This is a genomic window from Microbacterium sp. NPDC055903 (assembly GCF_053615555.1).
The window spans coordinates 931,813-949,832 of the sequence record NZ_JBSHCA010000001.1 but is presented as its reverse complement, the minus strand read 5'-3'; the positions used below and the strand labels follow the sequence as shown (position 1 = coordinate 949,832).

Annotated in this window: 17 protein-coding genes; 7 read left to right on the top strand and 10 right to left on the bottom strand. The window is 68.5% G+C overall.

Annotation, left to right across the window (positions count from 1 at the left end; all coding sequences use genetic code 11):
* Positions 1-49: 49 nt before the first annotated feature.
* Together ACWGJP_RS04305 and ACWGJP_RS04300 are read right to left on the bottom strand one after the other, a co-directional pair.
* Positions 50-1,105, bottom strand: a complete 1,056-nt coding sequence (locus ACWGJP_RS04305; protein WP_452328513.1) for a hypothetical protein — start codon at positions 1,103-1,105, stop codon at positions 50-52.
* Positions 1,078-1,953, bottom strand: coding sequence for a DUF1266 domain-containing protein (locus ACWGJP_RS04300; protein WP_452328512.1), 876 nt, complete (start codon positions 1,951-1,953; stop codon positions 1,078-1,080). The genes ACWGJP_RS04305 and ACWGJP_RS04300 overlap by 28 nt, the downstream gene beginning before the upstream one ends.
* Before the next feature lie 112 nt (positions 1,954-2,065).
* On the opposite strand from ACWGJP_RS04300, the gene ACWGJP_RS04295 reads away from it, so the two are divergent.
* Positions 2,066-2,653 (top strand): TetR/AcrR family transcriptional regulator, encoded by a 588-nt coding sequence (locus ACWGJP_RS04295; protein ID WP_452328511.1) that lies wholly within the window; start codon positions 2,066-2,068, stop codon positions 2,651-2,653.
* On the opposite strand, the gene ACWGJP_RS04290 is transcribed toward ACWGJP_RS04295, so the two are convergent.
* The 4 genes from ACWGJP_RS04290 to ACWGJP_RS04275 all read right to left on the bottom strand — a co-directional run bounded on the left by ACWGJP_RS04290 (position 2,654) and on the right by ACWGJP_RS04275 (position 6,246).
* Complete coding sequence (locus ACWGJP_RS04290) at positions 2,654-3,502, bottom strand: VOC family protein (protein ID WP_452328510.1); 849 nt, start codon at positions 3,500-3,502, stop codon at positions 2,654-2,656. It lies immediately after the preceding gene.
* A 149-nt stretch (positions 3,503-3,651) separates the two neighbouring features.
* The gene (locus ACWGJP_RS04285; protein WP_452328509.1) at positions 3,652-3,858 is read right to left on the bottom strand and encodes a hypothetical protein; all 207 of its coding nucleotides are present in this window, start codon (positions 3,856-3,858) and stop codon (positions 3,652-3,654) included.
* Positions 3,859-3,901: 43 nt separating this feature from the next.
* On the bottom strand, positions 3,902-5,242 hold the full coding sequence (locus tag ACWGJP_RS04280) for a uracil-xanthine permease family protein (protein ID WP_452328508.1): 1,341 nt from the start codon (positions 5,240-5,242) through the stop codon (positions 3,902-3,904).
* Positions 5,243-5,331: 89 nt separating this feature from the next.
* Positions 5,332-6,246: a phosphoribosylaminoimidazolesuccinocarboxamide synthase gene (locus ACWGJP_RS04275; RefSeq protein ID WP_452328507.1), complete on the bottom strand. Its 915-nt coding sequence runs from the start codon at positions 6,244-6,246 to the stop codon at positions 5,332-5,334.
* A 37-nt stretch (positions 6,247-6,283) separates the two neighbouring features.
* Between ACWGJP_RS04275 and ACWGJP_RS04270 the strand changes: the two genes are divergently transcribed.
* The 3 genes from ACWGJP_RS04270 to ACWGJP_RS04260 are packed head-to-tail and all read left to right on the top strand — an operon-like array spanning position 6,284 to position 8,940.
* Positions 6,284-6,895 carry a PadR family transcriptional regulator gene (locus tag ACWGJP_RS04270; RefSeq protein WP_452328506.1) on the top strand — a complete coding sequence of 204 codons (612 nt, stop codon included), beginning with the start codon at positions 6,284-6,286 and terminating at the stop codon, positions 6,893-6,895.
* Positions 6,892-8,397 carry a DHA2 family efflux MFS transporter permease subunit gene (locus ACWGJP_RS04265; RefSeq protein WP_452328505.1) on the top strand — a complete coding sequence of 502 codons (1,506 nt, stop codon included), beginning with the start codon at positions 6,892-6,894 and terminating at the stop codon, positions 8,395-8,397. Before ACWGJP_RS04270 ends, ACWGJP_RS04265 begins: the two co-directional genes overlap by 4 nt.
* A gap of 12 nt (positions 8,398-8,409) precedes the next feature.
* Entirely contained in the window at positions 8,410-8,940 is a 531-nt protein-coding gene (locus tag ACWGJP_RS04260; RefSeq protein ID WP_452328504.1) for a GNAT family N-acetyltransferase, read from the top strand.
* Positions 8,941-9,075: 135 nt separating this feature from the next.
* Here ACWGJP_RS04260 and ACWGJP_RS04255 read toward each other — a convergent pair whose 3' ends face one another.
* The 3 genes from ACWGJP_RS04255 to ACWGJP_RS04245 all read right to left on the bottom strand — a co-directional run bounded on the left by ACWGJP_RS04255 (position 9,076) and on the right by ACWGJP_RS04245 (position 12,404).
* Entirely contained in the window at positions 9,076-10,080 is a 1,005-nt protein-coding gene (locus ACWGJP_RS04255; RefSeq protein WP_452329493.1) for a sugar phosphate isomerase/epimerase family protein, read from the bottom strand.
* 61 nt (positions 10,081-10,141) lie between these two features.
* Positions 10,142-11,305: a Gfo/Idh/MocA family protein gene (locus ACWGJP_RS04250; RefSeq protein WP_452328503.1), complete on the bottom strand. Its 1,164-nt coding sequence runs from the start codon at positions 11,303-11,305 to the stop codon at positions 10,142-10,144.
* A gap of 55 nt (positions 11,306-11,360) precedes the next feature.
* Positions 11,361-12,404, bottom strand: coding sequence for a substrate-binding domain-containing protein (locus ACWGJP_RS04245; protein WP_452329492.1), 1,044 nt, complete (start codon positions 12,402-12,404; stop codon positions 11,361-11,363).
* Positions 12,405-12,718: 314 nt separating this feature from the next.
* Between ACWGJP_RS04245 and ACWGJP_RS04240 the strand changes: the two genes are divergently transcribed.
* The 3 genes from ACWGJP_RS04240 to ACWGJP_RS04230 all read left to right on the top strand — a co-directional run bounded on the left by ACWGJP_RS04240 (position 12,719) and on the right by ACWGJP_RS04230 (position 16,534).
* On the top strand, positions 12,719-14,203 hold the full coding sequence (locus tag ACWGJP_RS04240; protein WP_452329491.1) for a sugar ABC transporter ATP-binding protein: 1,485 nt from the start codon (positions 12,719-12,721) through the stop codon (positions 14,201-14,203).
* Positions 14,200-15,258, top strand: a complete 1,059-nt coding sequence (locus ACWGJP_RS04235) for an ABC transporter permease (protein WP_452328502.1) — start codon at positions 14,200-14,202, stop codon at positions 15,256-15,258. The genes ACWGJP_RS04240 and ACWGJP_RS04235 overlap by 4 nt, the downstream gene beginning before the upstream one ends.
* 97 nt (positions 15,259-15,355) lie before the next feature.
* The gene (locus tag ACWGJP_RS04230) at positions 15,356-16,534 is read left to right on the top strand and encodes an ROK family transcriptional regulator (protein ID WP_452328501.1); all 1,179 of its coding nucleotides are present in this window, start codon (positions 15,356-15,358) and stop codon (positions 16,532-16,534) included.
* 178 nt (positions 16,535-16,712) lie between these two features.
* On the opposite strand, the gene purD is transcribed toward ACWGJP_RS04230, so the two are convergent.
* Positions 16,713-17,990, bottom strand: a complete 1,278-nt coding sequence (purD, locus tag ACWGJP_RS04225) for a phosphoribosylamine--glycine ligase (protein WP_452328500.1) — start codon at positions 17,988-17,990, stop codon at positions 16,713-16,715.
* Positions 17,991-18,020: the final 30 nt, after the last annotated feature.

Below are 18,020 nucleotides of genomic sequence, written 5' to 3'. Positions count from 1 at the left end.
GGGAGCGGGAATGAAGCGATAGCTCGCTGAGCCTGTCGAAGCGTGCGGGTCAGCCGAACAGCAGTGGGGCGCCGAAGAGACTGAACGCCATCACGGCGCCGGAGAGCAGCAGCACCCCGGCGGTGCCGGCGATCGCCATGATCGACACCCCGCCTCCCTTGAGCCTCTGCCCGCGAAGCCCGATCGCGACGCCGGCAGCCGCCATCGTGGCATCCCGCTGATCGTCGCGGTAGTGCGCGGTCCTCGCGGCGAATCGCCGGTGGAACTCCTCCGCGAGCACGAGCACGGCGGCCATGGTGTCGGGCTTGTCGAACCTCGTCCGATGCGGCAGGTACACGTACAGCCGATCCCCGGCGAGTTCGATCTCGGCCCCCCGACCGAGATCGATCACCCTCGCCATGAGGTCAGGGGTGAAGATGTAGAGCGCATCCTGCTGGTATCCCTCCGGTACGAACAGCAAGAAGTGCTTCGCGAACTCGCCTTCGAGCTCCATCCTCGCGTTCCCCTTGCCGAAACCCAGCGAGGGGATGATACTGCGCCCCCTGTTGCGCAGCACGATGTGGGGGACTTTCTGAGGGAGCGGCATCTCGATGAACGCGAACGGCTTCTGCACCGTCGCCGCCTCGTCGCGGCCCCTGGCCACGGAGTAGTGGTACCCGAGCTCGAATGGCATCCGCGGATCGTCACCGGCGACGACCGCACGCTCGCGTCCGCGCAGGACTCGCGTGAATGCGGATCCCGGCCTCCTGGTGTGCTCGAGCGAGTCCGCATAGGCCCATCCGTTGCGCCAGGCGAACGCCGCGATCTTCGCGCGACGGCCGAGCGTCGCGGTGAACCAGGCGAAGGACGTGGCGGCGAGCAGGCCGTACCCCGCGGCGAACAGGCCAAGGATCGGCGCGGCCTGAAGGATGCCGGCATCCGCCAGCCACCACAGGGCGACGCCCATCGCGACGCCGAGCAGCACCACCCCGGTGAGCACGACGAGGAACCTGCGGTACCAAGGGATCCCGCAGATCCGCTCGCACTCGAGGATGTCGCCGAGCCCGGCCGGGCGGCGCAGCGGTGCGAGATCGACTGTTACAGCGTCCACGGGAGCAGTGCCCACGGGCCCTGCCTCTTCGCGGAGACGCCGGCTGCGAAGTCGTTCGCGGTCGATGCGCCGAACTTGTCCCAGGTCTTGTCGCCGAGCACGCCATCGCTCCAGTGCATGACGCGACCGACCGTGTAGCTCAGCCCGAACTCGTACCACGAGGAGAACAGGGGACGGGCTTCGACGTTGATGCGGCGGATGATGCTGCGCGCCTCTTCGATGTCGGCATGACCGAGCGCCACGCCCCAGGTCGTGAGGGCGACGGCCTGTCCGAAGGCGTAGCCCTCGAGCGTCGTGACATAGGAGTCGGCGGGGAAGTCCTTTCTTCCGACGACCTTGCGCGTCTCGGCCTCGATGGCCTCGATGGAGCCGATGAAGGTCTTGGCGTCGCGCTTGTCGCCGCCGGCCTCGATGACGGCCTGCAGCCATTCCTTGGTCTTGGGCTCGCGCCCGAGCCGCGCTCCCACCTCGCCGCGGACGGCCAGGTAGCTCACCCAGAGGTCGCGGCGACGGCGGTCGGTGACGAGGCGCTCGATGTTCGCCAGCCACTCCTGCCGCGTCGCGACGCCCCACTGGTCCACGAGCCCGCGCTTCTCGCGTTCGGTGAGCCCGGATGCGGTGGGGTCGTTCCACGGGCCGGAGGGCAGGTTGTAGATCTGCAGGAATCCGAGCGCGATGTCGTTCGCCTCGGCGCCCGTGCTCGCGAACTGCTCTGCGGGCTTCAGCTTCGCCGCCGGCATGATCCACACGACGAGGAAGAAGAGCACGATGACGCCGACGATGACCCATACCCACCACTGCTCGAGCAGCCAGCCGACGATGGAGCCGAGGTCGTTGAAATCGACGCGCGCGAAAGGAAGCATGACATCCCCTGGGTAGGGAGCGCTCTTAGGTTGAACGCTCATTCAGTGAGTACCATAGCGGGAAGTCGCCGATCGGCGGTAGTCGCGACCCCCGTGCGGGAAGGAGGGCGACGTGGCGAGATCAGAGGCGCAGAACCGCACCGCCCGTGAGCGCGCTCGCGAGAGCATCCTCTCCGCCGCCATCGCGCTGTTCGCGGAGCGCGGCGTGCACGGTGCGACCGTCGCGGACATCACTGGACGGGCGGGTGTCGCCCAGGGGCTGCTGAGCTATCACTTCGGGGGCAAGGAGCAGCTCGTCGCCGAGATCGTGGATCGATGGTTCCGCACGCTGATCGCGTTCCCCGCTGTGGCGGACGGCGACGCGGATGCCCGGCTGCGCGGCATCATCGACGCATCGCTCGCCGCGACGCCGGAGGAGATGATCCTGCACAAGGCTGTGATCGCCATGCAGCAGGACCCGGCGCAGCAGCGCTTCTTCGCCGAGTCCGCCGCGCGCAACGCCGAGGCGGGGGCGGTCGCAGAGGGAGCTGTGCGGCAGATCTTCGCAGACCGGGGTGCCGTCGATCCCGCGCTCGAGGAAGTCATGCTGCGCACGACGCTCGAGGGGATCGTGCTGAAGTCTGCGATCGCCGGAGACGTCTACCCGCTGGCGCAGGCCCGCCTCTGGGTGCTCGATCGCTACGGGCTCAGCGACGACTGATCAGACGACCGAGGCGTGCAGCGCGTTGTTCCACGGGTCGTCGAAGCTGAGGGTCCTGCCGTCATCGGCCACCTGCGTGCCGTAGTGGGTCAGCCGCTCGTGCAGTGCTCCCAGTGCATCGGCGTCCGGAAGCGCCAGATCGATGCGGCCGAGTCCCAATGCCGGCATCCGCGGTCCGGCGCCGCGTGAGTTCCACACGTTCATCGCCATGTGGTGGTGGTAACCGCCCGCGCTGACGAAGAGGGCTTGGTTGCCGAGCTCCGCGGTGGTGTCGAATCCCAGCCGGTCGACGTAGAAGGCGCGCGCGGTGGCGACATCGCCGACCGAGAGGTGCACGTGGCCGATCTGTGCGGCGGAATCAGCGGGCGTGTCCGCAGCGAAGTGCTCGCGCAGGAACGTGTTCGGGTCGAGGTAGAGCGTGTCCATCTCGACCTGTCCGTGCGTCCACGACCAGTCGCTGCGTGCGCGGTCCCAGTACAGCTCGATGCCGTTGCCCTCAGGGTCCGTCAGGTAGAAGGCCTGGCTGACGAGGTGGTCGGCGCTGCCGGTGAAGGTCTGCGGTGCGCGCTGCGCGACAGACAGCAGCGCGGATGCCAGGGAGGCCTGGGACTCGAAGAGGATTGCCGTGTGGAAGAGGCCTGCCGATCCGCTCGCCGCGTGGCGCAGAGACGGCTCGTGGCGGAGGAGGACGAGCTCACGGCCCGCCCTGCCGAGCGCTGTCTCGGACTCCGCTTCGCGCAGCACCTCGAGCGTCACGACGTCGCGATAGAACGCGGTCATGGCGTCGAGATCGCCGACCAGGAGCGTGACGGCGCCCATGGATGTTGCCGCGGCAAGTTTTTCGATCATGCTCGATGGAACCGTCGGGGTGAGGCGGGTATTCCCGGCATCCTCGCTCGCACCCGTCGGAGGGGGGTGCGGATGCAGGAGGGATTCGGTCAGAACTTCCCGCAGGTGCAACCCCCTCCGACCGATATGTCAGTGTCGGGTGCGGTCGGCTAGGGGCGGATGGAGCGGATCGCCGCGATGAGGATGCCGAACGCGAACACGGGGACCGCGCTGAAGGCCGACCGCCAGTTGCCGTTCAGCACAGGGAATGCGATCGCCACGATCACGCCGATCACGAAGATGGCGATGATGACGACCCGCCACAGCGTCTCGGACCTCGTCCGCGCCTCCTCAGAGGAGGATGTCGGTTCGCTCATGAGGGCTCCCTTCCCGTCGGTTCCGGTCAGCGTAGCGGAGTGCCTACTGCGGGTCGCCGCCGAGCGGGCCCACCGCGGGGATCGGGCCGCCGTCGTCCGCGCCGGTCTTGCGCCAGCGGGCGATGAGGTTGCCGAGGTGGTAGATGAGCAGAGCGGCGACCGTGCCGAGGACGATGGCGCCGAGCTGGAAGCTGCCCCAGCTCATCGCGAATCCTGCGATCGCGATGACGAACGACACCGCCACGGTGTACTGGTTGACCGGGCGTGAGAAGTCGACACGGTTGTCGACCCAGATCTTGATGCCGATGACGCCGATGAGCCCGTACAGTGCGGTGGTCACACCGCCGAGCACGCCGGCCGGGATGGTGTTGAAGACGAATCCGACCTTGGGCGAGAAAGCCAGCAGGATCGCGACGATGCCCGCGACCCAGTACGCGGCGGTGGAGTAGACGCGCGTCGCGGCCATCACGCCGATGTTCTCGCCGTAGGTCGTGGTGCCCGAGCCGCCGAAGCCGCCGGCGATCGTGGTGGCGAGACCGTCGGCGACGAGCGCGCGGCCGGTGTGCTTGTTGATCGACGGGTCTTCTGTCATGGTCGCGACGCCGCGCACGTGGCCGACGTTCTCCGCGATGAGCACCAGTACGACGGGCAGGAACATCGGAACGAGCGCCCAGGCGGCGGGGTCGGTGACCGCGGCGAGGTGGAAGTCCGGCAGGCCGAACCACGGGACGTCATCGATGCCGGTGAAGGTCAACTGGCCGGTGACCGCGGCGACGATGTAGCCGACGATCACGCCGAGGAAGATCGAGATGCGGCCGAGGAAGCCGCGGAACAGCACGCTGAAGAGCACGACTGCGGTGAGCGTCACGGTGGCGAGCTCCGGCTGGAGTGTGAAGTTGTTCCAGGCGGCCGGCGCGAGGTTGAAGCCGATGAGCGCGACGATGGAGCCCGCAACCACGGGCGGCATGAGCTTCTCGATCCAGCCCGTTCCGACTGCCTGGACGACGAAGCCGACGGCCGCGAGCAGGATGCCCGCTGCAGCCACGCCGAGGAGCGCCTGGGTGATCTGCTCCGAGGTCTCCAGCGCCTTCCCCGCGTTGAGGGCGGTGATCGGCGCGATGAAGGCGAACGACGAGCCCAGATAACTGGGCAGGCGATTGCGGGTGAGGAGCAGGAACAACAGGGTGCCGATGCCCGAGAACAGGAGCGTCGTCGTGACCGGGAACCCGGTGAGGATCGGGACGAGGAAGGTGGCGCCGAACATGGCGACGACGTGCTGGGCGCCGATCGCGATCGTCGCCGGCCAGCTCAGCCGCTCATCGGGCTTGACGACCTGTCCTGGTTCGACGGTGCGGCCGTCTCCGTGAATCTTCCACAGCGCCATGCGCGTGCTCCTCAGGGTCGGGGTATCGGGAGTGCTCTGAAAACCCTACCGATCCCTGGGTGTTCCCTGGGAGCGCGGCTGCGTGCGGATCAGGCGCTGAGGCGGTCGATGAGCTCGCGGTAACGGTCCGCCGTGCGCTGCACGATGTCGTCGGGGAGCGCTGGCGGCTCGCCCTGCTTGTCCCAGTTCGACGCCAGCCAGTCACGGACGATCTGCTTGTCGAAGCTCGCCATCCGTGCGGCGGGCGTCGTGCCGGTCTCCCAGGCCTCGGCGTCCCAGTACCGGGACGAGTCGCTGGTGAGCACCTCATCCGCCAGGCGCAGGGTGCCTGAGGCATCCGTGCCGAACTCGAACTTCGTGTCGGCGAGGATGAGGCCCTTCGACTCCGCGAGCGCGGCGGCACGGGTGTAGATCGCGATCGAGGTGTCGCGCAGCTCGGCCGCCCGCTCCGCTCCGACGAGCTCGGCGGTCTGGGCGAACGTGATGTTCTCGTCGTGCTCGCCCATCGGAGCCTTGTACGCGGGAGTGAAAAGCGGCTCGGGGAGCCGGTCGCCGTTCTCCAGGCCGGCGGGCAGGGGGATGCCGCACACCGTGCCGCTCTCCTGGTACTCGATCCAGCCGGAACCGGTGATGTAGCCGCGGACAACGCACTCGATGGGCAGCATCTCGAGCGACTGCGCGAGCATGGCGCGGTCGGCGACGGCATCCGGGATCTCGCCCTCGGCGAGGTGGTTCGGGAACTCCGCGAGCTGCGCGAACCACCACCGGCTCAACTCGGTGAGCAGTGCGCCCTTGTCGGGGATGCCGGGGGAGAGCACGAAATCGAAGGCGCTGACCCTGTCGCTCGCGACGACGAGGATCCTCGGGTCGTCCGCATCCTCCGAGGCGTACAGGTCTCGGACCTTGCCGGAGTAGAGGTGTCGCCAGCCGGGGATCGTCGTCGCTTCGCTCACGTGCCCATCATCCCAGACGACAGGAGCGCGGATGCGCCTGGTATATTCCATCTGGACTATTTCGGATGGAGCACTTGTGAAGGATGCCGTGAGCGCACTCACCCCGATGGGGGTGATGGTGCTCGCGCTGCTCGACGAGGGCGACATGCATCCGTACGAGATGGTGCGGCTGATGCGGATGCGCCGGGACGACCGACTCCTCACGATCACCAACGGCACGCTCTACCACACCGTCGCCCGCCTGCTGCAGGCCGGTCTCATCTCCGAGGTGGGCGTCGATCGCGAGGGCAACCGTCCCGAACGGACCACCTACGCGCTCGCCGAGGAGGGCCGCACGGCCCTGCGCGAATGGGTTCGACGCGAACTGCCTCGGGTGGACAGAGACGCCGCGTTCCGCATCGCGCTCGCCGAGTCGCACAACCTCGCGCTCGACGAAGTCGTACGGCTGCTCGGGGAACGCAGGGACGCACTGTTCGCCGAGCACGCGCAGCACCGGGAGGGCCTCGCCGCGGCGGCGGAACGCCGGGTGCCCGTGCAGTTCCTCGTCGAGTTCGAGCGGCAGGAGGCCCTGCTCGCCGCCGAGCTCGTCTGGCAGGATGTCCTGCTCGATCGACTCAAAGCATCCGAGATCCCGTGGGGCACGGACAGGCCCGACCGATCCGACGACTACGACGCTCAGCGAAAGGCCGCGAGACAATGACGGAAAAGACCCCTGAGGCCGAATCGGTGACGACGAACACCGGATCCTTCGCGCATCCCCGCAGCCCGTGGCCGGCCCTGTGGGCGCTGGTCGTCGGCTTCTTCATGATCCTCGTCGACACGACGATCGTCTCGGTCGCCAACCCGGCTATCAAGGCGGCGCTCGACCCCGACACGAACAACCTCGACAACGTCGTCTGGGTGACCAGCGCCTACCTGCTCGCCTACGCGGTGCCGCTGCTCATCACGGGCCGGCTCGGCGACCGCTTCGGGCCGAAGAACATGTACCTCATCGGTCTGACGGTGTTCACGCTCTCCTCGCTGTGGTGCGGTCTCTCCGACTCGCTGGGGATGCTCATCGCCGCCCGCGCCGTTCAGGGACTCGGCGCGGCATTCATGACCCCGCAGACCATGGCCGTGATCACGCGCACCTTCCCGCCGGAGCGGCGCGGCGCCGCCATGGGGCTCTGGGGCGGCACCTCCGGCGTCGCGATGCTCGTCGGTCCGCTCGCCGGAGGCTTCCTCGTCGACGGCCTCGGCTGGGAGTGGATCTTCTTCATCAACGTCCCGGTCGGCATCATCGGCTTCGTGCTGGCGTCGATCCTCGTCCCCCGTCTGGAGACGAGCTCGCACCGTTTCGACATCCCCGGCGTCTTCCTCAGCGCCATCGCCCTGTTCCTCATCGTCTTCGGACTGCAGGAGGGCGAGACCTACGACTGGGGTGTCATCTGGGGCCCGATCTCGGTGTGGAGCCTCATCATCGCCGGCGTCGTGGTGCTCGCGCTGTTCATCTGGTACCAGGCGCGGACGAAGAACGAGCCGCTCGTGCCGATGGAGCTGTTCCGCGACCGCAACTTCTCCTGGTCGAACATCGCCATCGTCACCGTCGGGTTCACCGTCACCGCGCAGTCGCTCCCGCTGATGTTCTTCCTGCAGCTGGCTCGCGGGCTCACCCCGACCGAGTCCGCGCTGCTGCTGATCCCCGTCGCCGTCATGGCCGGTGTCCTCTCACCGCTCGCCGGGAAGCTGCTCGACCGCATCGATCCGCGGCTCATGCTCGTGCCTGGTCTGCTGCTCGTGTCGATCTCGCTGTTCCTCTACGCGATGATGATGAACACCGACATCGACGTCCTCTGGATGCTCATCCCCTCCGCCATCCTCGGTGCGGGCAACGCCGGGATGTGGGGGCCGCTGGCCACCACGGCGACGCGCAATCTCCCGCCGCGACAGGCCGGTGCCGGTGCGGGCATCTACAACACCACGCGCACGATCGGTTCGGTGCTGGGAGCGGCGGCGGTCGCCGTGTTCATGCAGAGCCGGATCGAGGCTGAGCTGCCCGGTGCAGGCGACGCCACCAGCGGCGGCTTCGCCTCTGGCGCGCTGCCGGATGCCGTCGCCGGCCCCTTCGCCGCGGCGATGGCGCAGACCATGCTGCTGCCCGCCGCGTTCATCCTGCTCGGCGTCGTGTCGGTGCTGTTCCTGCGCGGTCGCGCGAAAGTGTGATGTCCTGACGGGATGACCATCGCGCTGATCCGTCCCACCGCACGCCTCTTCGAAAGCTGGGCCGCGGCCGTCGCCGAGTTCGGAGATGTGCACATCGACGGCTCGGGGCTCCAGGCGCCGGTGACGCCGGATCGCGCGACGCTGGATGCTCTGATCGAGAAGGCGGCACGCATCGCCGACACGAGCATCCCGCCCGAGGACGGCTTCGTCCACAACGACCTGTACTGGATCGCGGAGGATGACGAGGTCATCGGGTTCGTGTCGTTCCGGCACGAGCTGAACGACTGGCTGCGCCGGTTCGGCGGCCACATCGGCTACTCCGTGCGCGCATCGCGCCGCAGGCAGGGCCATGCGTCGGCCGGGCTGCGCCTCGCGCTGCAGCGTGCGCGCGAGATCGGTCTCGAGCGCGTGATGCTGACCTGCGACGACGACAACATAGGGTCCGCCCGCACCATCGAGGGCGCCGGCGGCGTGCTCGAGGACGTCATCGAGGCACCGGAGGAGGGCCACCCGCGCCTGCGCCGCTACTGGATCGAGCTGTAGGAACGCCGCGGCGCGGGATCGAGAACGCCCCCGCAGGCCGCGCCCGCCGCGATGCGAGATCGAAAACGCACCGGAGCCGGGCGGCTGGGGTGCGTTTTCGATCCCGCATGCACCCGAGTCCGGGTGGGTGAGGGGTCAGCGGGTCGAGAACGCGGAGTCGAACGCGGCATCCGCCGGGCGGAACGACGAGAGCCTCCGCACGAATGCGAGCGCCTCGGGGGCGCCGACGAGCCGGTCCATCCCGGCATCCTCCCACTCGACCGACAACGGACCCTCGTATCCGATCGCGGTCAGCATCCGGAACGCGTCCTCCCACGGAACATCGCCGTGGCCGGTGGAGATGAAATCCCATCCCCGGCGCGGGTCCGCCCAGGGCAGGTGCGAAGACAGTCGTCCGTTGCGCCCGTTGCCGAGTCGGCGCTTGGTGTCCTTGCAGTGCACGTGGAGGATCCGGTCCTGGAAGTCCCAGAGGAAGGCGACCGGATCGATGTCCTGCCACACCATGTGCGACGGGTCCCAGTTCAGACCGAACGCCTCGCGGTGCCCGATCGCCTCGAGGGCGCGATGGGTCGTCCAGTAGTCGTAGGCGATCTCTGACGGGTGGACCTCATGCGCGAAACGCACACCCACCTCGTCGAAGACATCGAGGATCGGATTCCATCGATCGGCGAAATCGCGGTAGCCGGCCTCGACCATCTCCTCCGTCGCCGGTGGGAACATCGCGACGTACTTCCAGATGGATGAACCGGTGAATCCCGTGACCGTCCGCACGCCCAGCTTCGCCGCGATGCGAGCGGTGTTCTTGAGCTCCTCCGCGGCGCGCTGGCGCACGCCCTCCGCGTCGCCGTCGCCCCAGACGTGCTCGGACAGCATGTTGTGGTGGCGCTCATCGATCGGGTCATCGCATACGGCTTGGCCCTTGAGGTGGTTGGCGATCGTCCAGACCTTCAGCCCGTGACGCTCCAGAATGTCGAGCCTGTTCTGGACGTAGGCGTCGTCATCCCAGCGCCAGGGGTCGAGATGGTCGCCCCAACAGGCGATCTCGAGGCCGTCGTATCCCCACTCTCCGGCAAGGCGGCACACCTCTTCGAACGGGAGATCGGCCCACTGGCCGGTGAACAGCGTGATCGGTCGTGACATCATCGTCCTCTTCTCGTCGAGATCATTGTGCCGCGCGTGGTGATGGCAGCGGGAGCCCCTGTCAGACTCCGGTCCAGGCGGAACGGTTCGCAGCGCTGCGTTCGACCGCATCGAGCACGCGCTGAACGCGGAGTCCATCGTCGAAGCCAGGCTTCGGATCCACGCCCTCCGCGATCGCCTCGACGAGGTCCTTCACCTGGTGCGAGAAGCCGTGCTCGTAGCCGAGCATGTGTCCGCTCGGCCACCAGCCGGAGACGTAGGGATGCTCTGGCTCGGTCACGAGGATGCGGGTGAAGCCCTGCGTGGCGACGCCGGCCGTGGCGTCGTAGAAGTCCAGGACGTTGAGATCCTCCAGGTTCCAGTGCAGCGCACCGGCGTCGCCGGAGATCTCCAGATCGAGCGCGTTCTTGCGTCCCGTCGCGAACCGGCTCGCCTCGAAGGAGGCGAGCACGCCGGAGGCGAGTCTTCCCGTGAACAGGGCGAGGTCGTCGACGGTGACCCTGCCGCGTCCCGCACCGGCGGTGCCGCCCAGGCCGACGCTGTCGCCGAGCAGGGGGCGCTCGTCGACGAGTGTCTCGAGGATGCCTGACACCTCGCCCAGGTACTGGTCCGTGACGAACTGCACCATGTCGATGACGTGGGCCCCGATGTCGCCGAGCGCGCCGGACCCGGCGAGCTGCTTGTCCAGTCGCCAGGTCATCGGCGCCTCGGGGTCGGCGAGCCAGTCCTGCCGGTAGCTCGCGCGCACCTGACGCACCGTGCCGATCTGTCCTCGGGCGATCAGGTCGTGCATGAGCGTGACGGCCGGGACGCGGCGATAGGTGAACCCGACCATCGCGCGCACCCCGTGTGCGGCCGCCTTCGTCGCGGCCTCAGCCATGGCCTCGGCCTCGGCGACGGAGTTCGCCAGAGGCTTCTCGCACAGCACGTGCTTGCCGGCGGCGAGCGCGGCGATCGCGATCTCCGCGTGCGAATCCCCAGGGGTCACGATGTCGACGAGGTCGATGTCGTCGCGCTCGATGACGCGTCGCCAGTCGTCGCTGCTCTCCTGCCACCCCCAACGTCGCGCGGATGCGGCGGTCTTGTCCGCATCGCGTCCGGCGAGAACGGTCATCCGCGGCGTGCGCGGGAGGTCGAACGCGGCGGGTGCCTGACGCCAGCCGACGGAGTGGGCGGCTCCCATGAATCCGTGGCCGATCATCGCCACGCGCAGGTCGGTTGTCATGTCTGCTCCCCGGGGAGGGGTGGGGCGGTGCACGAGCGCCCGCCCCACCGTGTGGTCAGGACTCGAACGCGAGCTTGATGAACTCGGCGACGTTGTCCTTCGTCACGACGGGCGCGTCCAGCACGATCCGGTAGGGCACGCTGGGTGTGATCAGGTCGCTCATCGTCTTGTCCTGCGCGATCAGGCGAGCCATGGCGATGCCGTCCGCGGCCTGCGTGGACGGGTAGATGACGGTCGCCTTGATGACGCTGTCATCGGCTTCGATGCGATCCATCATGTTGACGCTGCCTGCGCCGCCGACGAGGAAGAACTCGTCGCGCCCCGCCGACTCGATGGCGGCGAGGACCCCGACGCCCTGGTCGTCGTCGTGGTTCCAGATCGCGTCGATCTCAGGGTTCGCGGAGAGCAGCTGGGATGCTGCGCTCTCCCCGCCCGCGACGGTGAAGTCCGCGGCGACCCTGGCGGAGACCTCGAGTCCGCAGCCGTCGAGGGCATCCTGGAAGCCCTGCGAACGGTCCTGCGTCAGCGGGAGCGAGTCGATGCCGGCGATCTCGGCCACGACGGCGTCGGTCTGTCCGTCCAGCTGCTCGCAGATGTAGGTGCCCGCGCTCACGCCCATGCCGTAGTTGTCGCCGAGGATCGTGATCCGCGACGCGAACGGATTGGAGAACTCGCGGTCGACGTTGATCACCGGGATGCCGGCATCCATCGCCTTCATCGCCACCTCGGTGAGGGCGGCGCCGTCGGTGGGCAGGAGCACGATCGCATCCACGCCCTCGTTGATGAACTGCTCGACCGCCGCGATCTGCTGATTGGCGTCGTTGGTGCCCTCCGCCTGGCGGAGCTCGACGTCGTCGAAGCCCTCTGCGGCATTGATCGCGCCGGAGTTGATCGCCCCGAGCCAGCCGTGGTCGGCCTCGGGTCCCGACCATCCGATGACGACCGTGTCGCCGGACGCCTCGTTCTCCTCGCTCGTCGTGCCCTGGTTCTCTGCGCCTTCGTCGCCTTCGGTGCCGTCACTGGTGCAGCCGGCCATCAGGGTGATGGCGAACACGGCGGCGGCTCCTGCCATCAGCGGGCGGAGCCCGCGGGTACGCATGCGGTGCATGTCTTTCCTCCTTGAAATGTGATGCAGATGCGTGCGGTGCGGGGCCGGTGGGCGAGTGCCCGATCGGACGGTGCACGGCACGGTGAGGTCAACGTAACAGAAGAACGAACATATCCGCCAGCTTTTGTCTGATCTTGGTCATAAGTACGTCTGCCCTGGAATATCAAGGAAGTCAGGCGCTCGTCCTCCTCCCGATCTTCGTGAAGCCTCGTCCTTTCGCCGCAGAATCCCCTCTCGATTCCTTTGAGCAGGCATGTTATGTTCCTCGTGTGATCAAAGATGACCAGACCTCACCGCTGCTCGAGATGCGCGCGGTGGAGAAGAGCTTCGTCGGCGTCCGCGCGCTGCGCGGCGTCGATCTGAACGTCCGTGCGGGCGAGGTGCATTGCCTCCTCGGGCAGAACGGCGCCGGCAAGTCGACACTGATCAAGACCCTCGCGGGCGTCCACACCCCCGACGCCGGAGAGATCCTGTGGCGCGACGAGGTCGTCGAGATCAGCGACCCGCAGGCGGCGATCTCGCTCGGCATCTCGACCATGTACCAGGAGCTCGACGTGGTCGACGGGCTGACGGTGGCCGAGAACGTGTTCCTCGGCCACGAGTTCGACAGGCTCGGCTTCACCGATCGGCGTCGACTGCTCCAGGAGACCAGGCGCCTGCTCCAACGGCTGGGTCACGGGAACCTGTCCCCGAACGCAGAGGTCGGCACGCTGAGCGCGGCGGAGAAGCAGATCGTCAGCATGACGAGGGCGCTGTCCCACGACACGCGACTGATCATCATGGATGAGCCGTCCGCCGTCCTCGACTCCGAAGAGGTGAAGAACCTCTTCGCGGTCGTCCGCGAGCTGACCGCTCAGGGGATCGCAGTGGTGTACATCACCCACCGTCTCGAGGAGATCCGTGAGATCGGCGATCGCATCACCGTCCTCAAGGACGGATCGACCGTGGCGCGCGATCTCCCCGTCTCGGAGACGCCGACCGCCGAGCTCATCCGATACATGACCGGTCGCACGGTGCAGAACGTGTTCCCGCCGGCCGAACCCGTCGCCGAGGACGCCGCGGTGCTGCTCTCCGTCGACGGCCTCGGTCTGGCCGGAGTCTTCGAAGACGTCTCGTTCTCGGTGCGCGCCGGCGAGATCATCGGGCTCGCGGGCCTCGTCGGCTCCGGTCGCAGTGAGATCCTCGAGACGATCTACGGCGCGCGCCGGGCCACGTCCGGCACGGTCCGCGTCGAGGGGGCGGCGCTGCGACGGGGATCCGTGGTGGCCGCGGTCGAAGCCGGTATCGGGCTCAGCCCGGAGGAGCGCAAGTCCCAGGGGCTCGTCCTCGGGGAGCCGATCTTCAAGAACATCACGCTGTCGTCGTTCGCGCGGTTCGCGAAGGCATCCCTGCTGGACGAGCGCCGCGAGCGCCGCATCGCCGACGATCAGATCACTGCGCTCGAGCTGCGCCCCGCCGATCCGGACAGGCCGGCCGCGACGCTCTCCGGCGGGAATCAGCAGAAGATCCTGCTCGCGCGCTGGCTCGTTCACGGAAGTCGCGTGCTGCTGCTGGACGAGCCGACCCGCGGCGTCGACATCGGGGCCCGGTCGGAGATCTATGCGCTCATCCGCCGCCTCGCATCCGAAGGGCACGCCATCGTCATCGTCTCGAGCGAGATCGAAGAGGTCCTCGGCCTCGCGGACGACGTCCTCGTCATCGGCGACGGCCGCGTGCTCGCCTCGCTTCCCGCATCGGAGATCGACGAGCACGGTGTGCTCGACCTCGTCATGAAAGGAGTCGCCGCGTGAGCGTGCAGACCACACCCACCCCGCCCGCGAGCGCGCAGGAGGACTCGGCCCTCCGGCGGCTGATGTCCGGATCCGTCGGACGCAACCTCGGGCTCGTCGTCGCGCTGCTGGCGATCGTCGTCGTCGGCGCGGCGACGTCGTCGAACTTCGCGAACTTCGACAACGCCCTCGTCATCCTCCGTCAGGCCTCGATCACCGGCGTCGTCGCCATCGGCATGACCTTCGTGATCATCGCCGGCGGCATCGACCTCTCCGTCGGCGCCGTCCTCGCGCTCGCCTCCGTCGTGGCCTCCCTGGCGGCGATCCAGGACATCGCCGGCTCGAGCCACTGGATCGTGACCGCGATCGTCGCGCTCGCCGTCGGGCTCGGGGCCGGTCTCATCAACGGTGTCGTCATCGCCTACGGAAAGGTCGCCGCCTTCATGGCGACGCTGGCCATGATGGTCGGCGCCAGAGGGCTCGCCGAGATCCTTGCGAACAATCGCACCCTCGTGATCTCCGACCGCGACTTCGTCCGTGCGATGAACGTCGACCTGCTCGGCGTGGATCTCCTGATCTGGATCTTCGTCGTCGTCGCCGTCGCAGGCTGGTTCCTGCTCAACCGTACGACGTTCGGTCGGCGCACGGTCGCGATCGGCGGCAACCCGGAGGCCGCCCGCCTCGCCGGCATCAAGGTGAAGCGGCACACGATGTGGCTGTACGCGATCGTCGGCCTCACCGCAGGCATCGCCGCCGTCATGTACCTCGGCCGAACCACCGCCGGCACGTCCACCCACGGCACCCTCCTCGAGCTCGATGTGATCGCAGCCGTCGTGGTCGGCGGCACGCTGCTGGTCGGAGGCCGAGGCACGATCACGGGGACGGTGTTCGGCGTGCTGATCTTCGCGACCCTCTCCAATGTGTTCGTCCAGAACAACCTGCCGTCGTCTGCTCAGGCCGTCGCGAAGGGCGTGATCATCGTGGTGGCCGTCCTGCTGCAGCAGCGATTCGCCGCAGGCCGGATCCGGCGACCACTGCGCGCACCGCAATCGCAGGTCACGAACGCGGGGGCCTGACCCTCCGCGCGTAGACTTTCGATCTTGGGCGCAGCGACGAGAACGCGCATCACACGTGCGTCATCGCAACGCCCACCAGGACACGCACAGGGGAAGAATGGCAATCAATCCCAACTCCGTCGCAGTCGGTCAGCTCTTCCAGCTGCTCCGGGACGGCGTGCCGCGCACCCGCGCCGAACTGGCCAAGTCCTCGGGCCTCGCCCGGTCGACGGTAGCGGCCCGCGTCGACGAGCTCATGCGGCTCGGCCTGATCACGCCCGTCTCCGACGCCGTCTCGACGGGAGGCAGACCCTCTTCGCAGTTCGCGCTGAACCCCGCGGCGAAGGTCGTCATCGCCGTGGACATCGGAGCGTCGCACACCACCGTCGCGGTGACCGATCTCGCCGGTGACGTCCTCGCGGAGCGCAGCGGGCGCATCGCGGTCTCCCTCGGCCCGGAGGCGGTTCTCTCCTGGATGGTCGACACCGTCGGCGAGCTCGTGGCGGAGGCGGGCGTCTCCCACGACCGTGTCGCCGCAGTCGGAGTCGGAGTTCCCGGCCCGGTGGAGCACTCCACCGGGCGACCGGCCAAGCCGCCCATCATGCCGGGCTGGGATGGCTTCGACGTGCCGGGGTGGGTGCAGCAGCACCTCGAGGTGCCGGTGCTCGTCGACAACGATGTGAACATCTCGGCGATCGGCGAGCGCGCTGTCGCCTGGCCGGGCACGGATCACATGCTGTTCGTCAAGGTCGCGACCGGCATCGGCGCCGGTGTCATCTCAGACGGGCGTCTGCTGCGTGGTGCGCAGGGGATCGCGGGCGACCTCGGACACGTGCGCGTCGCGCGCGGGGGTGATGTGCCGTGCCACTGCGGCAACACCGGATGCCTGGAGGCCCTGGCCTCCGGGCCGGCGATCGCCCGCACCCTCACTGCGCGCGGGATCGCAGCGCAGGACGGCGACGACGTCGTCGAGCTGGTCAAGGCCGGCAATCTCGAAGCCATCCAGGCGGTGCGCCAAGCCGGTCGCGATCTGGGAGAGGTCCTCACCGCGTCGGTGAGCCTGCTGAACCCCTCGGTGATCTCGATCGGAGGGGCGATGGCGCGCGTCGGCGAGCATCTGATCGCCGGCGTTCGTGAAGTCGTCTACACGCGATCGATGCCGCTCGCGACTGAGCATCTCGCGATCGTGCAGTCCGTCGCGGCCAGTCAAGCCGCGGTGCGCGGAGCGAGCATCCTCGCCGTCGAGCACGTGCTGTCGCCGGAGATCCTGCCGTACAGCCTCGCCCTGGAGGCGTGAGCGTCGGATCGCGCTGTCCGGCGACACCGACCGTCGCGAGACGCGGGATCGAAAACGTACCGGGCGACCGCATCCGCCGCGACGCGGGATCGAAAACGCACCCGTGCGAGGGCGCCGGGGTGTGTTTCTGATCCCGCATCCGTCCGAGGCTCCGGGTGCGCGGATGCTGCGGCGCGACTTACTCCGCGACGCGGGCGGCGATGTCGCGGCGGTAGTGCGCGCCGTCGAGCGTGATCCTGCCCATCGCGTCGTAGGCGCGCGCACGCGCGGTCGCGAAGTCGGATGCCGTCGCCACGACGTTCAGCACGCGACCGCCGGTCGCCAGGAGGTCGCCGCCGGGAGCATCCGGGCCCGCGGTCGCCGCGTGAATGAGCCGCACGCCCTCGACAGCCGCCGCGTCGGCCAGGCCGGCGATCGGGCGCCCGGTCTGCGGGGCCTCGGGGTAGCCCTCGCTGGCGAGTACCACCGTGATCGCCACGTCGTCGGTGAAAGCCGGCTGCGGCTGGTCCTCGAGGGTTCCGGATGCTGCCGCGAAGAGCAGCTCGGAGAGCGGGGTGACGAGCCGCGGCAGCACGACCTGCGTCTCGGGATCGCCGAAGCGGGCGTTGAACTCGATGACGCGCACGCCGGATTCCGTGAGGATCAGCCCGGCGTAGAGGAGCCCGATGAACGGGGTGCCCTCGGCGTCCAGCTGACGGATCACGGGGAGCGCCACATCGCGGGTGACCTCCTCGACGAAGGCATCGACGCTGCCGAACTGCTCGGCGAGCCACGGCAGCGGCGAGTACGCTCCCATGCCGCCCGTGTTCGGGCCTTCGTCGCCGTCGAAGGCGCGCTTGAAGTCCTGCGCGGGGCTGAGGGCGCGGACGGTGTCGCCGTCGGAGAGGAAGAACAGCGAGACCTCGGGGCCGGAGAGGAACTCCTCGACCAGCACGGGGCCCGACGGCAGGTAGTGCTCCGCGTGCGCGAGCGCCTCGGCGCGGTCGGAGGTCACGATGACGCCCTTGCCCGCGGCCAGGCCGTCGGCCTTGACGACGTGCGGTGCGCCGAGTTCGTCGAAGGCGGCCTCCACTTCGGCGAGGGTCGCCGCCCTCGCCGCGCGACCGGTGGGCACGCCGGCGGCATCCATGATCCGCTTCGCGAACGCCTTGGATCCCTCGAGCTGCGCCGCCGCCTTGCCGGGGCCGAACACCGGAATGCCCCGCTCGCGCAGCACATCGGCCACACCGGCGACGAGGGGCGCCTCGGGGCCGATCACGACGAGGTCGATGGCGTGCTCGTTCGCGAAGGCGGTGACGGCCGCGCCATCGAGCGGGTCGACGCCGACGAGCACGGCATCCTGCGCGATGCCCGCGTTGCCGGGAGCGGCGTAGACGTCGTGCTCCGCGTCCTCCGCTCGCAGGGCGAGGATGATCGCGTGCTCACGGGCACCGGAACCGAGGACGAGGATCTTCACCCCCTTAGCCTACCGAGACGGGGGAGAGGA